This window comes from Vibrio sp. dhg, assembly GCF_003443775.1.
Taxonomy (GTDB): domain Bacteria; phylum Pseudomonadota; class Gammaproteobacteria; order Enterobacterales; family Vibrionaceae; genus Vibrio; species Vibrio natriegens.
In genome coordinates this window covers 2,364,575-2,383,024 of sequence record NZ_CP028943.1, presented here as the reverse complement: position 1 = coordinate 2,383,024, position 18,450 = coordinate 2,364,575, and the positions used below count along the sequence as shown (strand labels likewise).

Here is an 18,450-nt window from a genome sequence, read left to right as displayed (position 1 = left end):
ATTCTTCTCAGTAAGGAGCTTTTTTATTTTGCGTTTAATTTAGCAGGATTTTTTGTTGCCTGTAAAATCAAGAACTTATTGTTAGACGCGACAAGATTCACATTGTTGGCACCAAACAGACGCTTGAGTTTAGCGTCGTAGCCAAGGTGTCGATTTCCTATGACAAGTAACCGACCGCCTTTGTTCAATACCTGCTTTGAATCACAGAACATTTGCCATGCGATATGGTCGGTGATGGCTTGCTGCTGATGGAAGGGTGGGTTGCACATGATAAGTGAGCAGCTATCGTGATCAAAACCATCTAAGCAGTTGTTCGCGATGCATTGTACTTCGCGCTCTTCGCCTAAGTTATCCAGTAAATTCTGCTTAGCCGACTCCAGCGCCATAAAGCTTTCATCAACACAAGTCAGGCGAGCATTTGGGTTTAACTGCCCCGCTTTCACTGAGAGTACGCCGTTACCGCATCCAAGGTCGACAATATGAGTGATGGAAGCATCTTGAGGAATATGCTGCAACATAAATCGGGCACCCAAGTCTAAACTTTCGCCTGAGTATACATTTGGCAGATTTTTGAGCTGAATATTTTCGCCATCCACACTCCACGCCGTAATCGGGTCGACTTCGACAATCGGCTGAGCATTGGCTTGGGAGAAAACCAGTCGGTGCTTCTTCCAGGCAAGGGACGTTTTCGTTTCACCTAAATGCTTTTCAAAGAGTTTGAGCGTCGAAGTGTGGATCTCTTTGACCTTATTAACGCCAATAACCGGGCATGACTCAGGGAGTGCTTTTCTGAGTTGGTTGAGTATCCAAGTCAGGTGGCGATTGCTTTTTGGAAGTTGCAGCAAAACCAAGTCAGCATCTGCTGGAATGTCATCCATCGTGCTAAGAAATGTCACCTCTTTACATTGATTCGCTTCAAGGTTTACTTGAGTACCTTTATGAGAAATAAAAGAGTCGCTCATAAACGTTACACGATGTTTTTCAGAAAACCAGCAAGCCAAAGCGCCAAAGCTGTCATTGATAACCACAATATGTTGATTGTCGTTTAGCGCCAGCTCTTCGACATGATTAATCAAATATTCATCACCAGCGTCCCAAGCCTGCAGTGTTTCGTTGGAGCGCTTAGGGAAGCGGTGAAGCGTTAGGCTTCTGCCGTGAAGGTTCAGTTCGGTTTTCATAAGTAAACGTAGGTTGATTCAATAAACTAGGGAATATTGTCGCAAATGATGGCAAGTGTAGATACAAAAAGCTGTTAAATTTTGAGTTTACTTGCTTTTACGTTATTCAGAGGCTCAGACATGACTCAACTCTGAGTTTTAAACTATTGCGTTGATTGAGGTTAGGATTTAATTTTTAGACTTATACTTCAACAGCGAGAGCTGGATACTGCAAGTTACCGTGAGTTGGGTATATACTTATGAAATTCGAATCGATGAGGAACGAATATGATCCAAGAAATCATAGAGAAAAAGCTGCATAGTGAGCTACAACCAAGCTACTTAAAAGTGATCAATGAAAGCTATATGCATAATGTACCACCAGGTTCAGAAAGCCACTTTAAAGTCATCGTAGTTAGCGACTCGTTTGCTGGACATAGACTGATTGGCAGACACCGACAGGTTCATCAAATTCTCGCAGATGAGTTGGATAATCACATTCACGCATTAGCGATTCATACTTACACCGATGAGGAATGGAAGAGCGAGCAAAATGGCGCGCCTGATAGCCCAATTTGTGTCGGTGGTGGTCGTTAACGCCATTAAAAATAGATTTTTGAAAGATGGTGGAAACCATCTTTTTTTTCGTTTTACCAAGCGTAACACCAAAGAATAGAGCTATCCCGGTTAAAGAAATTACGTTAACAGTGTTTCAACAAATGAATGAAAATCAAAGATTGTTTCAGCCGGTGAATGTTGCTTTACCATACGGTATGTGTGGAATATTGTATTTGTGCGATTGGTCAAAGTTATGAGTATTCTTTGACCTTTTAGACCTTATTCTACCTAAATATCCGCTCTATTCTTATGATTGGTCATGGCATCAAGTTCCTAAAAAATGCTAGAATATTGCACCTGAGAAATCTCGAGTATTTCTTGTAACGAGATTTTTAATAGGATGTTGCGATTTTAGTGTTTAAAACAACACTGAAACCGGACACTAATGTCGTGTCTAAAAGTTACGCAATCAAAAGAATCTTTTTCCCGATAAAAGTAGTGCAAGTGCGTATGATTACAATAAAGAAGGGCTTGGATCTTCCTATCGCAGGAACTCCATCCCAGGTGATTAATGATGGTAAGACCATCAAAAAAGTCGCCTTGCTTGGCGAAGAGTACGTTGGCATGCGTCCAACCATGCATGTCCGCGTTGGTGATGAAGTGAAAAAAGCGCAAGTTCTTTTTGAAGATAAGAAGAACCCAGGCGTGAAATTCACTGCACCGGCAGCCGGTAAAGTGATCGAAGTTAACCGTGGCGCTAAACGTGTCCTTCAATCAGTAGTGATTGAAGTGGCAGGTGAAGAGCAGGTGACATTCGATAAGTTCGAAGCCTCTCAACTTTCTGGTCTAGATCGTGAAGTGATCAAGACTCAATTGGTTGAATCTGGCCTATGGACCGCTTTACGTACTCGTCCGTTTAGCAAGGTTCCAGCAATCGAGTCTTCAACTAAGGCGATTTTTGTAACTGCAATGGATACTAATCCACTAGCGGCTAATCCTGAGTTGATAATTAACGAGCAACAAGAAGCATTCGTTGCTGGTCTAGACATTCTTTCAGCCCTGACAGAAGGCAAGGTTTACGTATGTAAATCTGGCACTAGCTTGCCACGCTCTTCACAGTCTAACATTGAAGAACACGTCTTCGATGGCCCTCACCCAGCAGGTCTTGCTGGCACCCACATGCATTTCCTATACCCAGTAAATGCTGAAAATGTGGCGTGGAGCATCAACTACCAAGACGTTATTGCGTTCGGTAAGTTGTTCCTAACTGGTGAACTTTACACTGACCGTGTTATCTCTCTGGCTGGTCCAGTAGTGAATAACCCTCGTCTAGTTCGTACGACGCTAGGTGCTAGCCTAGACGACGTGACAGACAACGAGTTAATGCCAGGTGAAGTTCGTGTGATTTCTGGTTCGGTACTAACAGGTACTCATGCAACTGGTCCTCACGCTTACCTAGGTCGTTACAACCTACAAGTGTCTGTTCTACGTGAAGGTTATGAAAAAGAGCTGTTCGGCTGGGCAATGCCTGGTAAGAACAAGTTCTCTGTAACTCGCTCATTCCTTGGTCACCTATTCAAAGGTCAGTTGTTCAACATGACAACCACGACTAATGGTAGTGACCGTTCAATGGTTCCAATTGGCAACTACGAACGCGTAATGCCACTAGATATGGAACCTACTCTGCTACTTCGTGATCTATGTGCAGGCGATACAGATAGTGCAGCAGCACTTGGCGCTCTGGAGCTAGACGAAGAAGACGTAGCATTGTGTACCTTTGTTTGTCCTGGTAAGTACGAGTACGGTCAGCTACTTCGTGAATGCCTAGATAAGATCGAGAAGGAAGGGTAATTTTCATGTCTCTTAAAAAATTTATTGAAGACATCGAGCATCACTTTGAGCCTGGTGGTAAACATGAGAAGTGGTTTGCCCTTTATGAAGCAGCAGCAACGCTGTTTTATACTCCGGGTCTTGTAACAAAGAGAAGCTCACACGTTCGTGATAGCGTTGACCTAAAACGTATCATGATCATGGTTTGGTTCGCGGTATTCCCAGCAATGTTCTGGGGTATGTACAACGCGGGTGGCCAAGCTATCGCAGCACTGACTCACATGCACGCTGGTGACCAACTAGCGACAGTAGTAGCAGGCAACTGGCATTACTGGCTAACCGAAATGTTTGGTGGAACCATCTCCGCTGATGCAGGGGTTGGCAGTAAGATGCTACTAGGTGCGACTTACTTCCTACCAATCTACGCAACAGTGTTTATTGTTGGTGGTTTCTGGGAAGTTCTGTTCTGTATGGTGCGTAAGCACGAAGTTAACGAAGGTTTCTTTGTAACTTCTATCCTGTTCGCACTTATCGTTCCGCCAACACTTCCTCTATGGCAAGCTGCACTAGGTATTACCTTCGGTGTTGTTGTTGCGAAAGAGATCTTCGGTGGTACAGGTCGTAACTTCCTAAACCCTGCACTAGCAGGCCGTGCATTCCTATTCTTCGCTTACCCTGCGCAAATCTCGGGTGACGTAGTGTGGACTGCTGCTGACGGTTTCTCTGGTGCGACTGCTCTTAGCCAATGGGCTCAAGGTGGTAACGGTGCTCTGGTAAACACAGTTTCTGGTGCTCCTATCACTTGGATGGATGCTTTCATCGGTAACATCCCTGGCTCAATTGGTGAAGTATCGACTCTTGCTCTGATGATCGGTGCAGCGATGATCGTGTACATGCGAATCGCTTCATGGCGCATTATTGCGGGTGTAATGATCGGTATGATCGCGACAGCAACGCTGTTCAACGTTATCGGTTCTGATACTAACCCTATGTTCAACATGCCATGGCACTGGCACCTAGTTCTGGGTGGTTTTGCATTCGGTATGTTCTTTATGGCGACAGACCCTGTATCTGCTTCATTTACCAACAAAGGTAAATGGTGGTACGGCGCTCTAATCGGTGTAATGTGTGTTCTTATCCGTGTAGTTAACCCAGCGTACCCAGAAGGTATGATGCTGGCGATTCTATTCGCGAACCTGTTTGCACCTCTGTTCGACCACTTAGTTATTGAGAAGAACATCAAGCGGAGACAAGCACGCTATGGCAAGTAATAACGACAGCATTAAAAAGACGCTGGGTGTTGTTGTCGGGTTGAGCCTTGTTTGTTCAATCATCGTATCAACAGCAGCAGTAGGTCTACGCGATAAGCAAAAAGCTAACGCTGTACTAGATAAGCAATCTAAGATCGTTGAAGTTGCGGGCATTGATGCTTCAGGTAAAAAAGTACCTGAGCTATTTGCACAATACATTGAACCACGTCTGGTTGACTTTAATACTGGTGACTTTGTAGAAGGTAACGCTGCAACTTACGATCAGCGTAAAGCTGCAAAAGATCCTGCTGAGTCTATCAAACTATCTGCTGAAGATGACAAAGCGAAGATCCTTCGTCGTGCTAACACAGGTGTTGTATACCTAGTGAAAGATGGCGACGCAGTATCTAAAGTTATCATTCCGGTTCACGGTAATGGTCTTTGGTCTATGATGTACGCATTTGTTGCTGTTGAAACAGATGGCAACACAGTATCTGGTATCACTTACTACGAGCAGGGTGAAACTCCTGGACTTGGTGGTGAAGTTGAGAACCCAAGCTGGCGCGCACAATTCGTAGGCAAGAAACTGTTTGACGAAAACCACAAACCAGCTATCAAGGTTGTTAAAGGTGGTGCGCCAGCAGGTTCTGAGCACGGTGTTGACGGCCTGTCAGGTGCGACACTAACTAGTAACGGTGTTCAACACACATTTGACTTCTGGTTAGGTGACATGGGCTTTGGTCCATTCCTAGCAAAAGTTCGTGACGGAGGTCTGAACTAATGTCTAGTGCACAAAATGTTAAAAAGAGCATTCTAGCGCCAGTATTGGACAACAACCCAATCGCGCTACAGGTTCTTGGTGTATGTTCTGCTCTGGCAGTAACAACTAAACTAGAAACTGCGTTTGTTATGACGCTGGCAGTAACGTTTGTAACTGCTTTGTCTAACTTCTCAGTGTCTCTAATCCGTAACCACATTCCTAACAGCGTACGTATCATCGTTCAGATGGCTATCATCGCATCGCTAGTAATCGTGGTAGACCAGGTGCTAAAAGCTTACCTTTACGATATCTCTAAACAGCTATCAGTATTCGTAGGTCTTATCATCACGAACTGTATCGTAATGGGTCGTGCTGAAGCATTCGCAATGAAATCTGCGCCAATCCCATCTCTTATCGATGGTATCGGTAACGGTCTTGGTTACGGTTTCGTTCTTATCACTGTTGGTTTCTTCCGTGAGCTATTCGGCTCGGGCAAACTATTTGGTATGGAAATCCTACCTCTAGTGAGCAACGGTGGTTGGTATCAGCCAAACGGCCTGATGCTTCTAGCGCCATCAGCATTCTTCCTAATCGGCTTCCTAATCTGGGCAATCCGTATTCTGAAACCAGAACAAGTAGAAGCGAAGGAGTAAGGACGTCATGGAACATTACATTAGTCTGTTAGTTAAATCGATTTTCATCGAAAACATGGCTTTGTCTTTCTTCTTAGGTATGTGTACGTTTCTTGCGGTATCTAAGAAAGTTAAGACCTCTTTTGGTCTAGGTGTTGCGGTTGTAGTAGTACTTACTATCGCTGTTCCAGTAAACAACCTTGTTTACAACCTAGTATTGAGAGAAAACGCTTTAGTTGAAGGTGTCGATCTTAGCTTCCTAAACTTCATCACCTTTATCGGTGTAATCGCTGCACTTGTACAGATCCTAGAAATGGTTCTAGACCGTTTCTTCCCACCTCTGTACAACGCGCTAGGCATCTTCCTACCGTTGATCACAGTAAACTGTGCGATCTTCGGTGGTGTATCTTTCATGGTACAACGTGACTACAACTTTGCTGAATCTGTTGTTTACGGTTTCGGTTCTGGTGTGGGCTGGATGCTAGCAATCGTTGCTCTTGCAGGTATCCGTGAGAAGATGAAGTACTCTGACGTACCTCCTGGTCTACGTGGTCTAGGTATCACGTTCATCACTGTAGGTCTAATGGCGTTAGGCTTTATGTCTTTCTCTGGTGTTCAACTGTAAGTCGGGTAAACCGCAACAATTAAGGAATAGTCAATGGACATTATTCTTGGTGTAGTGATGTTTACTCTGATCGTACTTGCTCTAGTACTAGTGATTCTTTTCGCTAAGTCTAAGCTTGTACCAACAGGTGACATTACAATTTCTGTGAACGACGACCCTAATCTGGCGATCGTTACACAACCAGGCGGTAAACTACTAGGCGCTCTTGCTGGCGCTGGTGTTTTCGTTTCTTCTGCCTGTGGTGGCGGTGGCTCATGTGGTCAGTGTCGCGTAAAAATTAAATCTGGTGGTGGTGATATCCTTCCTACCGAGCTTGACCACATTACTAAAGGTGAAGCACGTGAAGGTGAGCGTCTAGCATGTCAAGTTGCAATGAAAACAGACATGGACATCGAACTTCCAGAAGAAATCTTCGGCGTTAAGAAGTGGGAATGTACGGTTATCTCTAACGATAACAAAGCGACATTCATCAAAGAGCTTAAGCTACAAATTCCAGATGGCGAATCAGTACCTTTCCGTGCTGGTGGTTACATCCAGATTGAAGCGCCTGCTCACCACGTGAAATACGCTGACTTCGACGTACCAGATGAGTACCGTGAAGATTGGGACAAATTTAACCTGTTCCGCTACGAGTCTAAAGTAAACGAAGAGACAATCCGCGCTTACTCAATGGCTAACTACCCAGAAGAAGAAGGCATTATTATGCTAAACGTGCGTATCGCTACGCCGCCGCCTAATAATCCTGACGTACCACCTGGTATCATGTCTTCATACATTTGGTCTCTTAAAGCAGGTGACAAGTGTACGATTTCTGGTCCATTTGGTGAGTTCTTCGCGAAAGACACTGATGCTGAAATGGTATTCATTGGTGGTGGTGCTGGTATGGCTCCGATGCGTTCGCACATCTTTGACCAACTTAAGCGTCTGAACTCTACGCGTAAGATGTCTTTCTGGTACGGTGCACGTTCTAAGCGTGAAATGTTCTACGTAGAAGATTTCGACGGCCTACAAGCAGAAAACGACAACTTCGTATGGCACTGTGCTCTATCTGATCCAATGCCAGAAGATAACTGGGATGGTTACACTGGTTTCATCCACAACGTACTGTACGAAAACTACCTGAAGGATCACGAAGCTCCTGAAGATTGTGAATACTACATGTGTGGTCCACCGATGATGAACGCGGCTGTTATCGGCATGCTTAAAGATCTCGGTGTAGAAGATGAAAACATCCTTCTAGATGACTTCGGTGGTTAATCCATCTAAGTAATTGAAATTTGTGGCTGACTCTTACGGGTCAGCCATTGTTTTTTCTGAATATTAATTGATATAGAAAATCGGTTTATATCGACACAACTTATTCTCTATATCCATTTCAATTTTCCATAGGAGTTAAACAAGTGAAAAAGTGGCTTGTTGCTTTTGCTTCTCTTTTAGTTCTTGCAGGTTGTGAACAGCCAGCAGAGCAAGTACATCTAACTGGCCCTACAATGGGGACGACTTACAACATTAAATACATTGCAGCGGAAGGTATTCCAGCTGCGGCTGAACTACAAAAAGAAGTCGACCGTTTACTCGAAGAAGTGAACGATCAAATGTCGACTTACCGTAAAGATTCAGAGCTAAGTCGTTTCAACCAGTACACCGAATCTGATGCATTTGAAGTATCACCTCAAACAGCGACAGTTGTAAAAGAAGCGATTCGATTGAACAAACTAACGATGGGTGCACTGGATGTGACCGTAGGGCCTCTGGTTAACTTATGGGGCTTTGGCCCGGAAGCTCGCCCTGAAGTCGTGCCGAGTGATGAAGAGCTGGCGACGCGTCGCGCTATGACAGGTATCGAACACCTAGAAGTTGCAGGCAACACACTGAAGAAAGACATTCCAAACCTATACGTAGACTTGTCTACCATCGCGAAAGGATGGGGCGTTGACGTTGTGGCAGATTACATCCAATCTCAAGGCATCATGAACTACATGGTGGAAGTCGGTGGTGAGATGCGCGTGAAAGGTATTAACCGTGAAGGTGTATCTTGGCGTATAGCGATTGAGAAGCCGTCTGTTGAAGAGCGAGCTATCCAAGAGATCATCGAGCCGGGTGAGATGGCTATTGCGACCTCTGGCGATTACCGTAACTATTTTGAACGTGATGGTATTCGTTACTCACACATCATTAATCCAGAAACAGGGAAACCGATCAACCACAAAGTGGTATCAGTAACGGTACTGGACAAATCGTCGATGACTGCAGACGGTCTAGCGACTGGCCTGATGGTGATGGGCGAAGTAAAAGGGATGCAAGTAGCACAAGAAAACAATATTCCGGTGCTAATGATTGTTAAGACCGAAGATGGCTTTAAAGAGCTGGCATCTGATGCCTACAAGCCATACGTAAGCCAATAATTACATAAGTGAGCATGTCTTTATGAGTACATTTCTAATTACATTTGCCGTGTTTGTCGCTGTGATTGCGGCAATGTCGATCGGCTATATCATCCAGAAAAAAGTCGTAAAAGGTAGCTGCGGCGGCCTCGGTGCTGTAGGCATTGAAAAAGTATGTAACTGTCCGGAGCCTTGTGACGCTCGTAAAAAGCGCGAAGCTCGTGAAGCTGCCCGCGCAGAGAAGCTGGCGGCTTGGGAAAAAGACCGAATCGCATAACTCTGTAAAGAGTAATTATCAGACATTAATAACCCAGCTATATGCTGGGTTATTTTTTATCGTCTGCCTGACAGGGTATATACTCTTGGTTAGTGATCCTGTTTGAGGAGGTAGATATGGAAATGCATCAACACGGAATGACCGAATTGTTTGAGCAGCTCGGTTTAGGTAGTTCACCAAGGGAAATTAAAGACTTTGTGAATAACCATCGACATAAACGTGATTCTGCGCCGATATATGAAGCGAGCTTTTGGACACGCTCACAGTCAGCTTTCTTGAAGCAGGCTATTGAGCAAGATGCGGATTGGGCTGAGTTGGTCGATCAACTGGACGTTATGTTGCGGGACTAACAGATGCAATAACGGCTCTGTCAATGACTTACCAAGCGTAGTGAGTTTGACGGTTAATTCGCCCGTTAAACTTTCATTTTCTTCGGCTATGAAATTATCTATACTGTATTTTTAAACAGTGTAATGTGGTTTATGTCAGAGCGAATCAGAAAAATCATTCATGTCGATATGGATTGTTTTTATGCTGCCGTAGAGATGAGAGATAACCCAAATTACCGAAACGTCGCACTGGCTGTCGGTGGCCATGAGAAACAGCGTGGGGTGATTAGCACCTGTAACTATGAAGCACGTAAGTATGGCGTGCGCAGTGCGATGCCGACTGCTCGGGCGTTACAGTTGTGTCCCAATCTGGTTGTTGTGCCGGGACGCATGCATGTTTACAAGCAGGTTTCTCAGCAAATTAGAGCTATTTTTGAACGTTATACCCCCATTATTGAACCCCTATCTTTAGATGAAGCCTATTTGGACGTGACTGATGCCACAGCATGTCACGGTTCCGCGACACTTATCGCTGAAGCTATTCGAAAAGATATCTGGAATGAGCTTAGTTTGACGGCTTCTGCAGGGGTCGCACCAATCAAGTTTCTCGCCAAAGTCGCGTCAGATATGAACAAGCCCAACGGTCAGTTTGTGATTCCTCCAGACAAAGTTCAGCAAGTCGTGGACAAATTACCATTGGAGAAAATTCCGGGTGTGGGCAAAGTCAGCTTGGAAAAACTGCATCAAGCGGGTTTCTACCTTTGTGAAGACATTAAAAACAGTGATTACCGAGAGTTGCTGCGTCAGTTTGGCCGCCAAGGTGCGTCATTATGGAAACGGAGTCAGGGAATTGATGACAGAGAAGTGGTCGTTGAACGAGAGAGAAAGTCTGTCGGTGTAGAGCGTACGTTTAGCCAGAATATCTCCACTTACGACGAATGTTGGCAGGTAATAGAAAGTAAACTTTATCCCGAGCTTGAGAAACGATTAGAGCGCGCTAGCCCTGATAAGTCGATCATCAAGCAAGGCATAAAAGTGAAGTTCGCCGATTTTCAGCTCACAACGATTGAGCACATCCATCCACAGCTTGAGTTAAATGACTTCAAAACTCTGCTTAAAGATATTCTCAAGCGTCAGCAGGGACGAGAAATCCGCCTCTTAGGCCTGAGTGTGATGCTCAAGCCGGAAACGCAAGCTCGCCAGCTCAGTTTCTTCTAAGCGCGGTTTTTATTAACAACAGGGTCCTTTAAGCACGGGCTTCATTCACCAGCTCGATGACTTTATCGAAGGATACATTGGCCATCGCGCCATATCCGGATTTTTTTGTCGCTTTAAGTTGGCTGATAAGCGGTGTGCTAATCCCACATAGGAACCGGGCAACTGCCTCATTGCTGATGGTGGTCGGAGACAATTGTACAAACTCCCTCACCCAGGATACGACCTGTTCATGTTCTGGTGGTTCATTTGACTGAGCCGGAAACACCGCGACTTGGCCACGGCAAACAGAGCAATGACCGCACTCTGTAGGCGCGTTGTGATCAGCAAAGTAGTGTGCCAGTTGATAGCTTAAGCACTTTGACGACTGGAACAAGTTCAGCATGGTATGAATACGCTCTATATCTTTGCGCTCTTTAGATTGAAACAGGTCGTAAAGATGTTGTTCCAGCGTCTCCGAGCGTTGTTGAGTCGGAAGAACCGCGTACACATCGGTTAACTGTTTGCTCTCCAGTTCAATCCATCCGTTTTGATGAAAGTAATCCAGTGCTGCAACCACACGGCTTCGCTCTGATTGATAGTGCATCCAGAGTGCGTCTAAATCTACCTGACACCATACTTTGGCTTTTGTTGAGCAAGTGAAAATGGCTTCTACAAACTGGCGCCGTTCCCCTTGAAACTGATTAAGAATAAATTGCTGATCTTGGAGAAACTTGAAGCGATATTCAGCAAAGTAGCTGTATTTGGCCTCGATAACTTTTTCTAACTCCAGATACACCAAGAGTGTTTTTAGCGGTAACTGGCGTATATTGCTGTCGCGAGACAGGCGCAGTGGCACGACTTCCCACTGAGGAGTGTGTTCACGCGCTTGCTCTAATACATAGCTGATGGAGGTACGTTCTGGGGTGTCACCATAGACAAAGTTCTCCAGTACCGTCAGACCAGATGTGTTGCCAAGTAAAATACATTCAGAGCGTTGACCATCACGTCCGGCTCGACCAATTTCCTGTGCGTAGTTCTCAATTGATTTCGGCAGGTCGAAGTGAATCACACGGCGAATATCCGATTTGTCCACGCCCATACCAAAGGCAATCGTTGCGACAATACAGTCGATTTGGCTATCCATAAACTGCTGCTGAATTTTTTCCCGGACGTCACTCTTCATTCCAGCATGATAAGCATGGGCGTTAATGCCGATGTGAATTAGCGATTTTGCCACCTGCTCAGCTGTTTGCTGTTGAGTCACATACACAATGGTTGGCAAAGTAGGCTGGGTGGCCACGATAGTATTTAGCTGAGTCTGTTTTTCTGATTCATGGCATGGCACCACTGAAATATCCAGGTTGGGACGATAGAAGCCCGTAACGGTAATATGTTCACTGGCGATATTGAATTTCTGCTGCATATCGTCAATAACGGCGGGTGTTGCTGTAGCGGTAAGCAGCAAGGATTGGGAAATGTTCAGTTCTCGCTGATATTGCGGCAACTTGAGGTAATCAGGGCGAAAGTTATGCCCCCATTCGGAAATACAGTGTGCTTCATCTACCACCATTAAGGAAATGGGAATCTGACGAATAAACTCACGGAAGCGTTCATTCTTGAGTCGCTCCACTGAAATCATCAGAATTTTAATCTGGCCGTTTTTCACCCCCGCCATCACTTGCTGGGACTCTTCCCGACTTTGGCTGCTATCGATGGATGCTGCCGCAATGCCTCTACTTTGTAAAAAACTAAGTTGGTCTTTCATTAGGGCAAGTAGGGGCGAGATCACCAAAGTAAGGTTTGGCAGCTGAGTTGCGGGTAGCTGATAACAGAGTGATTTACCGGAACCTGTCGGAAAGATTGCCGCTGCTGAGTTACCATTCATCACTGCTTCAATGACAGGTTGTTGGCCTGAGCGTAATGAGTCAAAACCAAACACAGATTGAAGTGTTTGCTGCAACGGAATACTTTGCATAATAGGTAAACCTTCCTTTGATGATAAACTAGGGCACAATACCATAATCTTTGTGCTAAAAGTGCGTCTTAAAAGTATGAACAAAGCAGAGTTAGTCCAAATAATCATTCAAAAGCTGGAAGAAAAACTTCAGGTTGCACACGCTTCTACTCAGAGAGCTATTGATGCCGCGACGGATGAAGAAACGGTACCAGAACACAAGTACGACACTTTGGCGTTGGAGGCTTCCTATCTTGCTCATGGTCAGGCAATGCGAGTTCAGGAGAGTGAAGAAGAATTGCGCCAGTACCGTTCGCTAGTGGTTAAAGACTTTACAGACGCACCGATTGGCGTCGGAGCTGTCGTCTTACTGGAAGACGATGACTTGACTGAAAAGTGCTTTTTCATCGGCCCTTGCTCAGGTGGGTTAACCGTTGAGTGGCAAGGTAAACAAGTTTTTGTCTTAACGGCGAAGTCCCCGCTAGGTCGAGCACTCATGGGGAAAGAAGAGGGCGATGATGTCAATGTTAAAATTGCCAACAAAACAACTGGTTATGATGTTGTGACGGTTTTCTGACATCAGATATATAACCCAGTGTTATGTTTAACAGTAGTAAGGTTGAATTAAAGAGAAAGACATGAAGAAACTGCTTACATTTTCATTGCTGGTAGTGAGTGCTTCTGGCTACGCAGCGCAGTGTCGTGTGGACATCAATAATGAAGTTCGCCTGGATGGACAGAGTTTGGAAATTCATCAGACTACTGGTGATAGTGCAGTTGTCGATGAAGATAACAACCTGTTTATTAAAGGGGAGCAAGTCGAACTTGATTCCGACCAGAAAGCCGCGCTTGAAGGTTATCGAGAGAAAATGAACGCTTACATCCCTCAGGCTAAACAATTGGCGAGTGATGGTTTAGAGCTGGCGAATGCCATCATCGATGATGTCGCGGCGAGTCTGGATGCACCTGACGCTTTTGATAATGTAAAAGCATCGGTCAAAACATTTTTTGAAGACGTAGAATCGCGCTACTACAAAGATGGTGACTTTATTTTGCCTGCTGAAAGTTTTGAATCGATGACTCAAAGCTGGACGGACGATTTTGCTAAAGCTCAGGAAATCTTCAACAAAGAGTTTTTGGCAAGTGCGTTTGAAGCGTTGTCGAAAAAGATGCAAGAAGAAGACGGGCTTAATCTGACGGCGCTGTCTGAAAGTATGACGGAGTTGAGTGCAAAAGTTGAACAACGTATCAATGAGCACTCGCAAGGTATAGAGCAGAAAGCGGAAGAGTTGTGTGACTCACTCGATGATATGGCCGCTCAGGAGGACAACGTCCTGAAGAAAATCCCAGAGCTGAAAGATTACCGAGTCTTTACGATTTAATCTCTGAACATAACCAAAGAGAGCGCCATTGTGCGCTCTCTTGCTATATGGGCATTTAAACCACCGCATGAAGCTGACGTTTTATTGAACGTTCTGCTAGGTGATCTCTGATCATCAAATGCATCACTACGACAAACTTTGAGATGTACGTAATATTTTACAAACTGAATTTCTTTTGATCGTTCTTGTTGTCGAGTATTTAACCTACTTGCTCTTGCTGATTAGTTGATATTTCTATAATGTACTAGCCAACTAGTTCATTGATGTATTGTGTGAGTGGTATGACACAACAAAATTCTTCTCAGCCTCGTGAGCATTTTGGCTCTCGTCTCGGATTCATTTTAGCTGCAGCAGGTGCGGCCGTGGGTCTGGGCAATATTTGGGGCTTTCCAACGCAGGCTGCCAGCAATGGTGGTGGTGCATTCTTGTTAGTTTACTTGGTGATGATTCTAATCGTCGCTTTCCCGATGCTTGTGGTTGAAATGGCGATTGGTCGTCATGGTCAGGCAAACCCAGTCGATAGCATGCGTGCGTTGACTCATAACCCTGTCGCTAAGAAATTTGGTGGTCTGGTTGGTTGGATCGGTCTGAGTGTACCAAGCGCGGTATTAGCGTTTTACTCCATTGTTGGCGGTTGGTTGATCTGCTTTTTACTTGGTGCGATCACTGACATCATGGGCTTGGTAGAAGTGACTGCTTGGTTCAAAGGATTCAGTGTAGAGCGCAACCTGTTCGGTACGATTACTTTTTATGTTCTCACCGTTTTGATCGTACAGGGTGGCGTTAAAGAAGGTATCGAAAAATGGTCAACGCGTTTGATGCCTGCACTGTTTGTGCTGTTTGGCTTGCTGTTTGTGTACATCATGACACAAAACGGTGCAATGGAAGGCCTTAAGCATTACCTGGTACCGGACTTTGAAAAAGTTTGGGACAGAAAGCTTATCTTGGCTGCAATGGGGCAGGGTTTCTTCTCACTGACCATTGGTGGCTGTTCGATGCTGATTTACGGTTCTTACTTAAGCAAAAAAGAGAACCTGCCTAAAATGGCGATGAACGTGACTCTAGTAGATACCGCCGTAGCATTTATTGCTGGTCTGGTCGTCATGCCTGCGATGTTTGTAGCGATGCAGAAAGGCGTTCAGATCTACGCGGATGATGGCTCGTTGCTCAGCTCGGATACCCTGGTATTTACGGTATTACCGCTGATGTTTGATAGCCTGGGCCTCCTTGGCCAGTTATTCTCAATCGTGTTCTTCTTATTGCTGACAATTGCTGCGCTGACATCATCTATTTCTATGCTTGAGTGTCCGGTAGCGCTGGTAAGTGAACGCTTTAATACCAAACGCAGCGGAACCAGCTGGGTTCTTGGCGGCTTGATTGCTCTATTCAGTGTCGTGATTGTTTATAACTTCGGCGCTATGTTTGGCTTGGTGGCAACCGTGGCGACTCAGTACTTACAACCAACGGCCGCGCTACTGTTCTGTCTGTTTGGTGGCTGGGTATGGAGCCGTAACTCGAAGATTAAAGAGCTTGAACAAGGCTTCCCAGAGTTTACTCTAGGCTGGTTTGGTAAAGTATGGCCAGCTTACGTGAAGTTTGTTTGTCCGGTGCTTGTGGCTACCGTTATCTGGGCTTCATTCGGATAATCGACTGATTCAGGATAAAAGAAAAGGGCTTGATGATTGTTCATCAAGCCCTTTTTGTATTCTTTCGGTTAGCTAACGTATTAACGGAACTGACCAGCTTCCGGAAGGAAATCAAAACCTGCAGTTGCCAGCTTTGCTTCCAGCGCTGCACGGTCAATATCAAAGAAAGCCACTAGCTTATCCAAATCGCCGCCAAAGTCATCACGTAGCTTCATGTTGACGATGCTCATCAGCATCACAGGATCCATAGACTCAAAATTCTCTAGATTCATTACTTATCCTCAAAATCAGAAATCAGTAAGTTTGCCGCGGCAAATGCTGCAGCTTCACGAGTTTCTTGCGGTAATGACTCGTTTGCAGCAACGTCATTCAACGCTTTTAATGCACAAGAAATTGCTTGTGGCACATAAGCTTGATCGCCACTGCCGATTTGAGCGTAAAGCTCACGAACTAGTTCACAACAGCCGTATACTTGCATTGCATAATCCTTAAAAGTGATAACTGCTCTCAAATATACACATAGCCGATTTGAAACTCAAAGCAGAGACTTGTCTTGCCTCAATTAGTTGTTCGCATTGAGCATGGATTAATCAAAGGTGGTTCATGGGGGGCTATAGGTATAAAAAAGGGCTGACCGAAGCCAACCCTTTCTAACAACAAGATTTGTTTAGAACTTATTGTAGTTGGGCTTTAATGTGCTCAACAATATCAGCCATTGCTACGGCTGTTTTCTCACCACTACGACGATTCTTGTACTCGAAGTTGCCTTCTTTCATTGAACGATCGCCAATGATGATCGTGTGCGGTACGCCTAGTAGCTCCATATCAGAGAACATTACGCCCGGACGCTCTTTACGGTCATCAAACAGTACTTCTACACCCATAGCGGTCAGTTCTGCGTACAGCTTCTCAGCCGCTTCTTTAACTTCTTCTGACTTGTGCATGTTCATTGGTACGATTGCTACCTGGAACGGCGCAAGTGCGTCTGGCCAGATGATACCGTACTTATCGTGGTTCTGTTCAATAGCAGCAGCAACTACGCGAGTAACACCAATGCCGTAACAGCCCATCTCCAGAATAACGTTCTTACCATCTGGACCAAGCACGCCACAGTTCATCTTCTCAGAGTAGTTCTTGCCTAGCTGGAAGATGTGGCCAACTTCGATACCACGTTTAAGCTGTAGAGTACCTTTACCACATGGGCTTGGGTCGCCTTCAACCACGTTACGTAGATCTTCAACTTGGCCAAGCTCAACGTCACGACCCCAGTTAATACCGAAGTAGTGTTTATCGTCGATGTTAGCACCGCCAGCGAAGTCACTCATTACCGCGACGCTGCGATCAACGATGAATGGCAGTTTAAGGCCAACCGGACCAAGTGAACCTGGACCTGCGCCAACAAGAGCACGAATTTCTTCTTCTGTCGCCATTTCTAATGGAGCTGCAACTTGTGGAAGGTTTTCTGCTTTTACCTCGTTAAGTTCGTGGTCACCACGTACGAGTAGGGCAATGATTGGTGCATCAACTTCATCAGACGCTTTAACGAATAGTGTCTTGATGGTTTTTTCGATCGCAAGACCGTGTTGTTCTACCAGCTGTGCGATGGTTTTCGCATCTGGTGTGTCTACCAGTGTCATTTCTTGAGTTGGCGCTGGAGCTGAGTCCGCAGGTGCCAAAGCTTCTGCTTTTTCAAGGTTCGCTGCGTAGTCTGACTCAGTAGAGAAGGCGATAAGGTCTTCACCACTTTCAGCCAGTACGTGGAACTCTTGAGAGCCGCTACCACCAATTGCACCGCTATCTGCAAGTACAGGACGGTAATCCAGACCCATGCGGTCAAAGGCTTTACAGTAAGCATCGTGCATTGCGTCGTATGACTTTTGCAGACCTTCTTTGTCGATGTCGAAGCTGTAGGCATCCATCATAGAAAATTCACGAGAACGCATTACGCCAAAGCGTGGACGTCGTTCGTCACGGAATTTAGTTTGGATTTGGTACAGGTTCAGAGGAAGCTGCTTGTATGAGCTTACTTCGTTACGTACCAAGCTGGTGATCACTTCTTCAGCGGTCGGGCTAAGAACAAACGGACGTTCATGGCGGTCAGTAAAGCGAAGCAGTTCAGGACCCATTTTCTCGCTGCGGCCTGTCTCTTCCCAAAGTTCAAACGGCTGAACAACGGGCATCAAAGTTTCGATTGCACCTGCATTGTCGATTTCTTGACGAACGATGTTTTCGACTTTACGCATTACACGTAGACCAGTAGGTAGCCAGGTGTATAGACCTGAAGCCAGCTTACGGATCATACCTGCACGTAGCATGAGCTGGTGGCTCACTACTTCTGCGTCGTTTGGAGTCTCCTTCAGAGTAGAAAGAAGATAATTACTGGTACGCATTAAATTTATCCGTTTATTTAAGTTAATTACTCGTGTCAGTGCTGACGAGAGTATGGAAGTCCCACAATGGGAAATTTGT

At 45.3% G+C, this 18,450-nt stretch carries 19 protein-coding genes; 14 read left to right on the top strand and 5 right to left on the bottom strand.

What is annotated here, in order from left to right; genetic code table 11:
- Positions 1 to 23: 23 nt before the first annotated feature.
- Positions 24 to 1,178 carry a methyltransferase gene (locus tag DBX26_RS11005; protein WP_118119135.1) on the bottom strand — a complete coding sequence of 385 codons (1,155 nt, stop codon included), beginning with the start codon at positions 1,176 to 1,178 and terminating at the stop codon, positions 24 to 26.
- Between the two features lie 267 nt (positions 1,179 to 1,445).
- Here DBX26_RS11005 and bolA point away from each other — a divergent pair, with 267 nt between their 5' ends.
- The 11 genes from bolA (at position 1,446) to dinB (ending at position 11,020) form a co-directional block, all read left to right on the top strand.
- Complete coding sequence (bolA, locus tag DBX26_RS11000) at positions 1,446 to 1,754, top strand: transcriptional regulator BolA (RefSeq protein WP_118119133.1); 309 nt, start codon at positions 1,446 to 1,448, stop codon at positions 1,752 to 1,754.
- 471 nt (positions 1,755 to 2,225) lie between these two features.
- Positions 2,226 to 3,566: a Na(+)-translocating NADH-quinone reductase subunit A gene (locus DBX26_RS10995; protein ID WP_014232794.1), complete on the top strand. Its 1,341-nt coding sequence runs from the start codon at positions 2,226 to 2,228 to the stop codon at positions 3,564 to 3,566.
- 5 nt (positions 3,567 to 3,571) lie between these two features.
- Positions 3,572 to 4,816 carry an NADH:ubiquinone reductase (Na(+)-transporting) subunit B gene (locus tag DBX26_RS10990; protein WP_014232793.1) on the top strand — a complete coding sequence of 415 codons (1,245 nt, stop codon included), beginning with the start codon at positions 3,572 to 3,574 and terminating at the stop codon, positions 4,814 to 4,816.
- Positions 4,806 to 5,576: a Na(+)-translocating NADH-quinone reductase subunit C gene (locus tag DBX26_RS10985; RefSeq protein WP_014232792.1), complete on the top strand. Its 771-nt coding sequence runs from the start codon at positions 4,806 to 4,808 to the stop codon at positions 5,574 to 5,576. Before DBX26_RS10990 ends, DBX26_RS10985 begins: the two co-directional genes overlap by 11 nt.
- Entirely contained in the window at positions 5,576 to 6,208 is a 633-nt protein-coding gene (locus DBX26_RS10980) for an NADH:ubiquinone reductase (Na(+)-transporting) subunit D (RefSeq protein WP_014232791.1), read from the top strand. Before DBX26_RS10985 ends, DBX26_RS10980 begins: the two co-directional genes overlap by 1 nt.
- 7 nt (positions 6,209 to 6,215) lie before the next feature.
- On the top strand, positions 6,216 to 6,812 hold the full coding sequence (nqrE, locus tag DBX26_RS10975; protein ID WP_014232790.1) for an NADH:ubiquinone reductase (Na(+)-transporting) subunit E: 597 nt from the start codon (positions 6,216 to 6,218) through the stop codon (positions 6,810 to 6,812).
- A gap of 33 nt (positions 6,813 to 6,845) precedes the next feature.
- Positions 6,846 to 8,069 (top strand): NADH:ubiquinone reductase (Na(+)-transporting) subunit F, encoded by a 1,224-nt coding sequence (gene nqrF / locus DBX26_RS10970; protein ID WP_014232789.1) that lies wholly within the window; start codon positions 6,846 to 6,848, stop codon positions 8,067 to 8,069.
- A 143-nt stretch (positions 8,070 to 8,212) separates the two neighbouring features.
- Positions 8,213 to 9,217 carry an FAD:protein FMN transferase gene (locus DBX26_RS10965; RefSeq protein ID WP_118119131.1) on the top strand — a complete coding sequence of 335 codons (1,005 nt, stop codon included), beginning with the start codon at positions 8,213 to 8,215 and terminating at the stop codon, positions 9,215 to 9,217.
- A gap of 22 nt (positions 9,218 to 9,239) precedes the next feature.
- The gene (gene nqrM, locus DBX26_RS10960; RefSeq protein WP_014232787.1) at positions 9,240 to 9,473 is read left to right on the top strand and encodes a (Na+)-NQR maturation NqrM; all 234 of its coding nucleotides are present in this window, start codon (positions 9,240 to 9,242) and stop codon (positions 9,471 to 9,473) included.
- Positions 9,474 to 9,589: 116 nt separating this feature from the next.
- Positions 9,590 to 9,823 carry a DUF2789 domain-containing protein gene (locus tag DBX26_RS10955; RefSeq protein ID WP_014232786.1) on the top strand — a complete coding sequence of 78 codons (234 nt, stop codon included), beginning with the start codon at positions 9,590 to 9,592 and terminating at the stop codon, positions 9,821 to 9,823.
- 132 nt (positions 9,824 to 9,955) lie between these two features.
- A complete protein-coding gene (gene dinB / locus DBX26_RS10950; RefSeq protein ID WP_014232785.1) occupies positions 9,956 to 11,020 on the top strand; it encodes a DNA polymerase IV in 1,065 nt (354 codons plus the stop codon).
- Positions 11,021 to 11,048: 28 nt separating this feature from the next.
- On the opposite strand, the gene DBX26_RS10945 is transcribed toward dinB, so the two are convergent.
- Positions 11,049 to 12,974, bottom strand: a complete 1,926-nt coding sequence (locus DBX26_RS10945; RefSeq protein WP_162889693.1) for an ATP-dependent DNA helicase RecQ — start codon at positions 12,972 to 12,974, stop codon at positions 11,049 to 11,051.
- Positions 12,975 to 13,050: 76 nt separating this feature from the next.
- On the opposite strand from DBX26_RS10945, the gene DBX26_RS10940 reads away from it, so the two are divergent.
- The 3 genes from DBX26_RS10940 (at position 13,051) to DBX26_RS10930 (ending at position 15,981) form a co-directional block, all read left to right on the top strand.
- A complete protein-coding gene (locus DBX26_RS10940) occupies positions 13,051 to 13,530 on the top strand; it encodes a GreA/GreB family elongation factor (RefSeq protein ID WP_162889692.1) in 480 nt (159 codons plus the stop codon).
- A 61-nt stretch (positions 13,531 to 13,591) separates the two neighbouring features.
- Positions 13,592 to 14,335, top strand: a complete 744-nt coding sequence (locus DBX26_RS10935) for a YggN family protein (RefSeq protein ID WP_118119127.1) — start codon at positions 13,592 to 13,594, stop codon at positions 14,333 to 14,335.
- 281 nt (positions 14,336 to 14,616) lie between these two features.
- On the top strand, positions 14,617 to 15,981 hold the full coding sequence (locus DBX26_RS10930) for a sodium-dependent transporter (protein WP_014232781.1): 1,365 nt from the start codon (positions 14,617 to 14,619) through the stop codon (positions 15,979 to 15,981).
- Between the two features lie 80 nt (positions 15,982 to 16,061).
- Here DBX26_RS10930 and DBX26_RS10925 read toward each other — a convergent pair whose 3' ends face one another.
- The 3 genes from DBX26_RS10925 to DBX26_RS10915 all read right to left on the bottom strand — a co-directional run bounded on the left by DBX26_RS10925 (position 16,062) and on the right by DBX26_RS10915 (position 18,371).
- A complete protein-coding gene (locus DBX26_RS10925; RefSeq protein WP_118119125.1) occupies positions 16,062 to 16,253 on the bottom strand; it encodes a DUF4250 domain-containing protein in 192 nt (63 codons plus the stop codon).
- A complete protein-coding gene (locus DBX26_RS10920; protein ID WP_118119123.1) occupies positions 16,253 to 16,459 on the bottom strand; it encodes a YaeP family protein in 207 nt (68 codons plus the stop codon). Before DBX26_RS10920 ends, DBX26_RS10925 begins: the two co-directional genes overlap by 1 nt.
- A gap of 196 nt (positions 16,460 to 16,655) precedes the next feature.
- Positions 16,656 to 18,371, bottom strand: coding sequence for a proline--tRNA ligase (locus DBX26_RS10915; RefSeq protein WP_014232779.1), 1,716 nt, complete (start codon positions 18,369 to 18,371; stop codon positions 16,656 to 16,658).
- Positions 18,372 to 18,450: the final 79 nt, after the last annotated feature.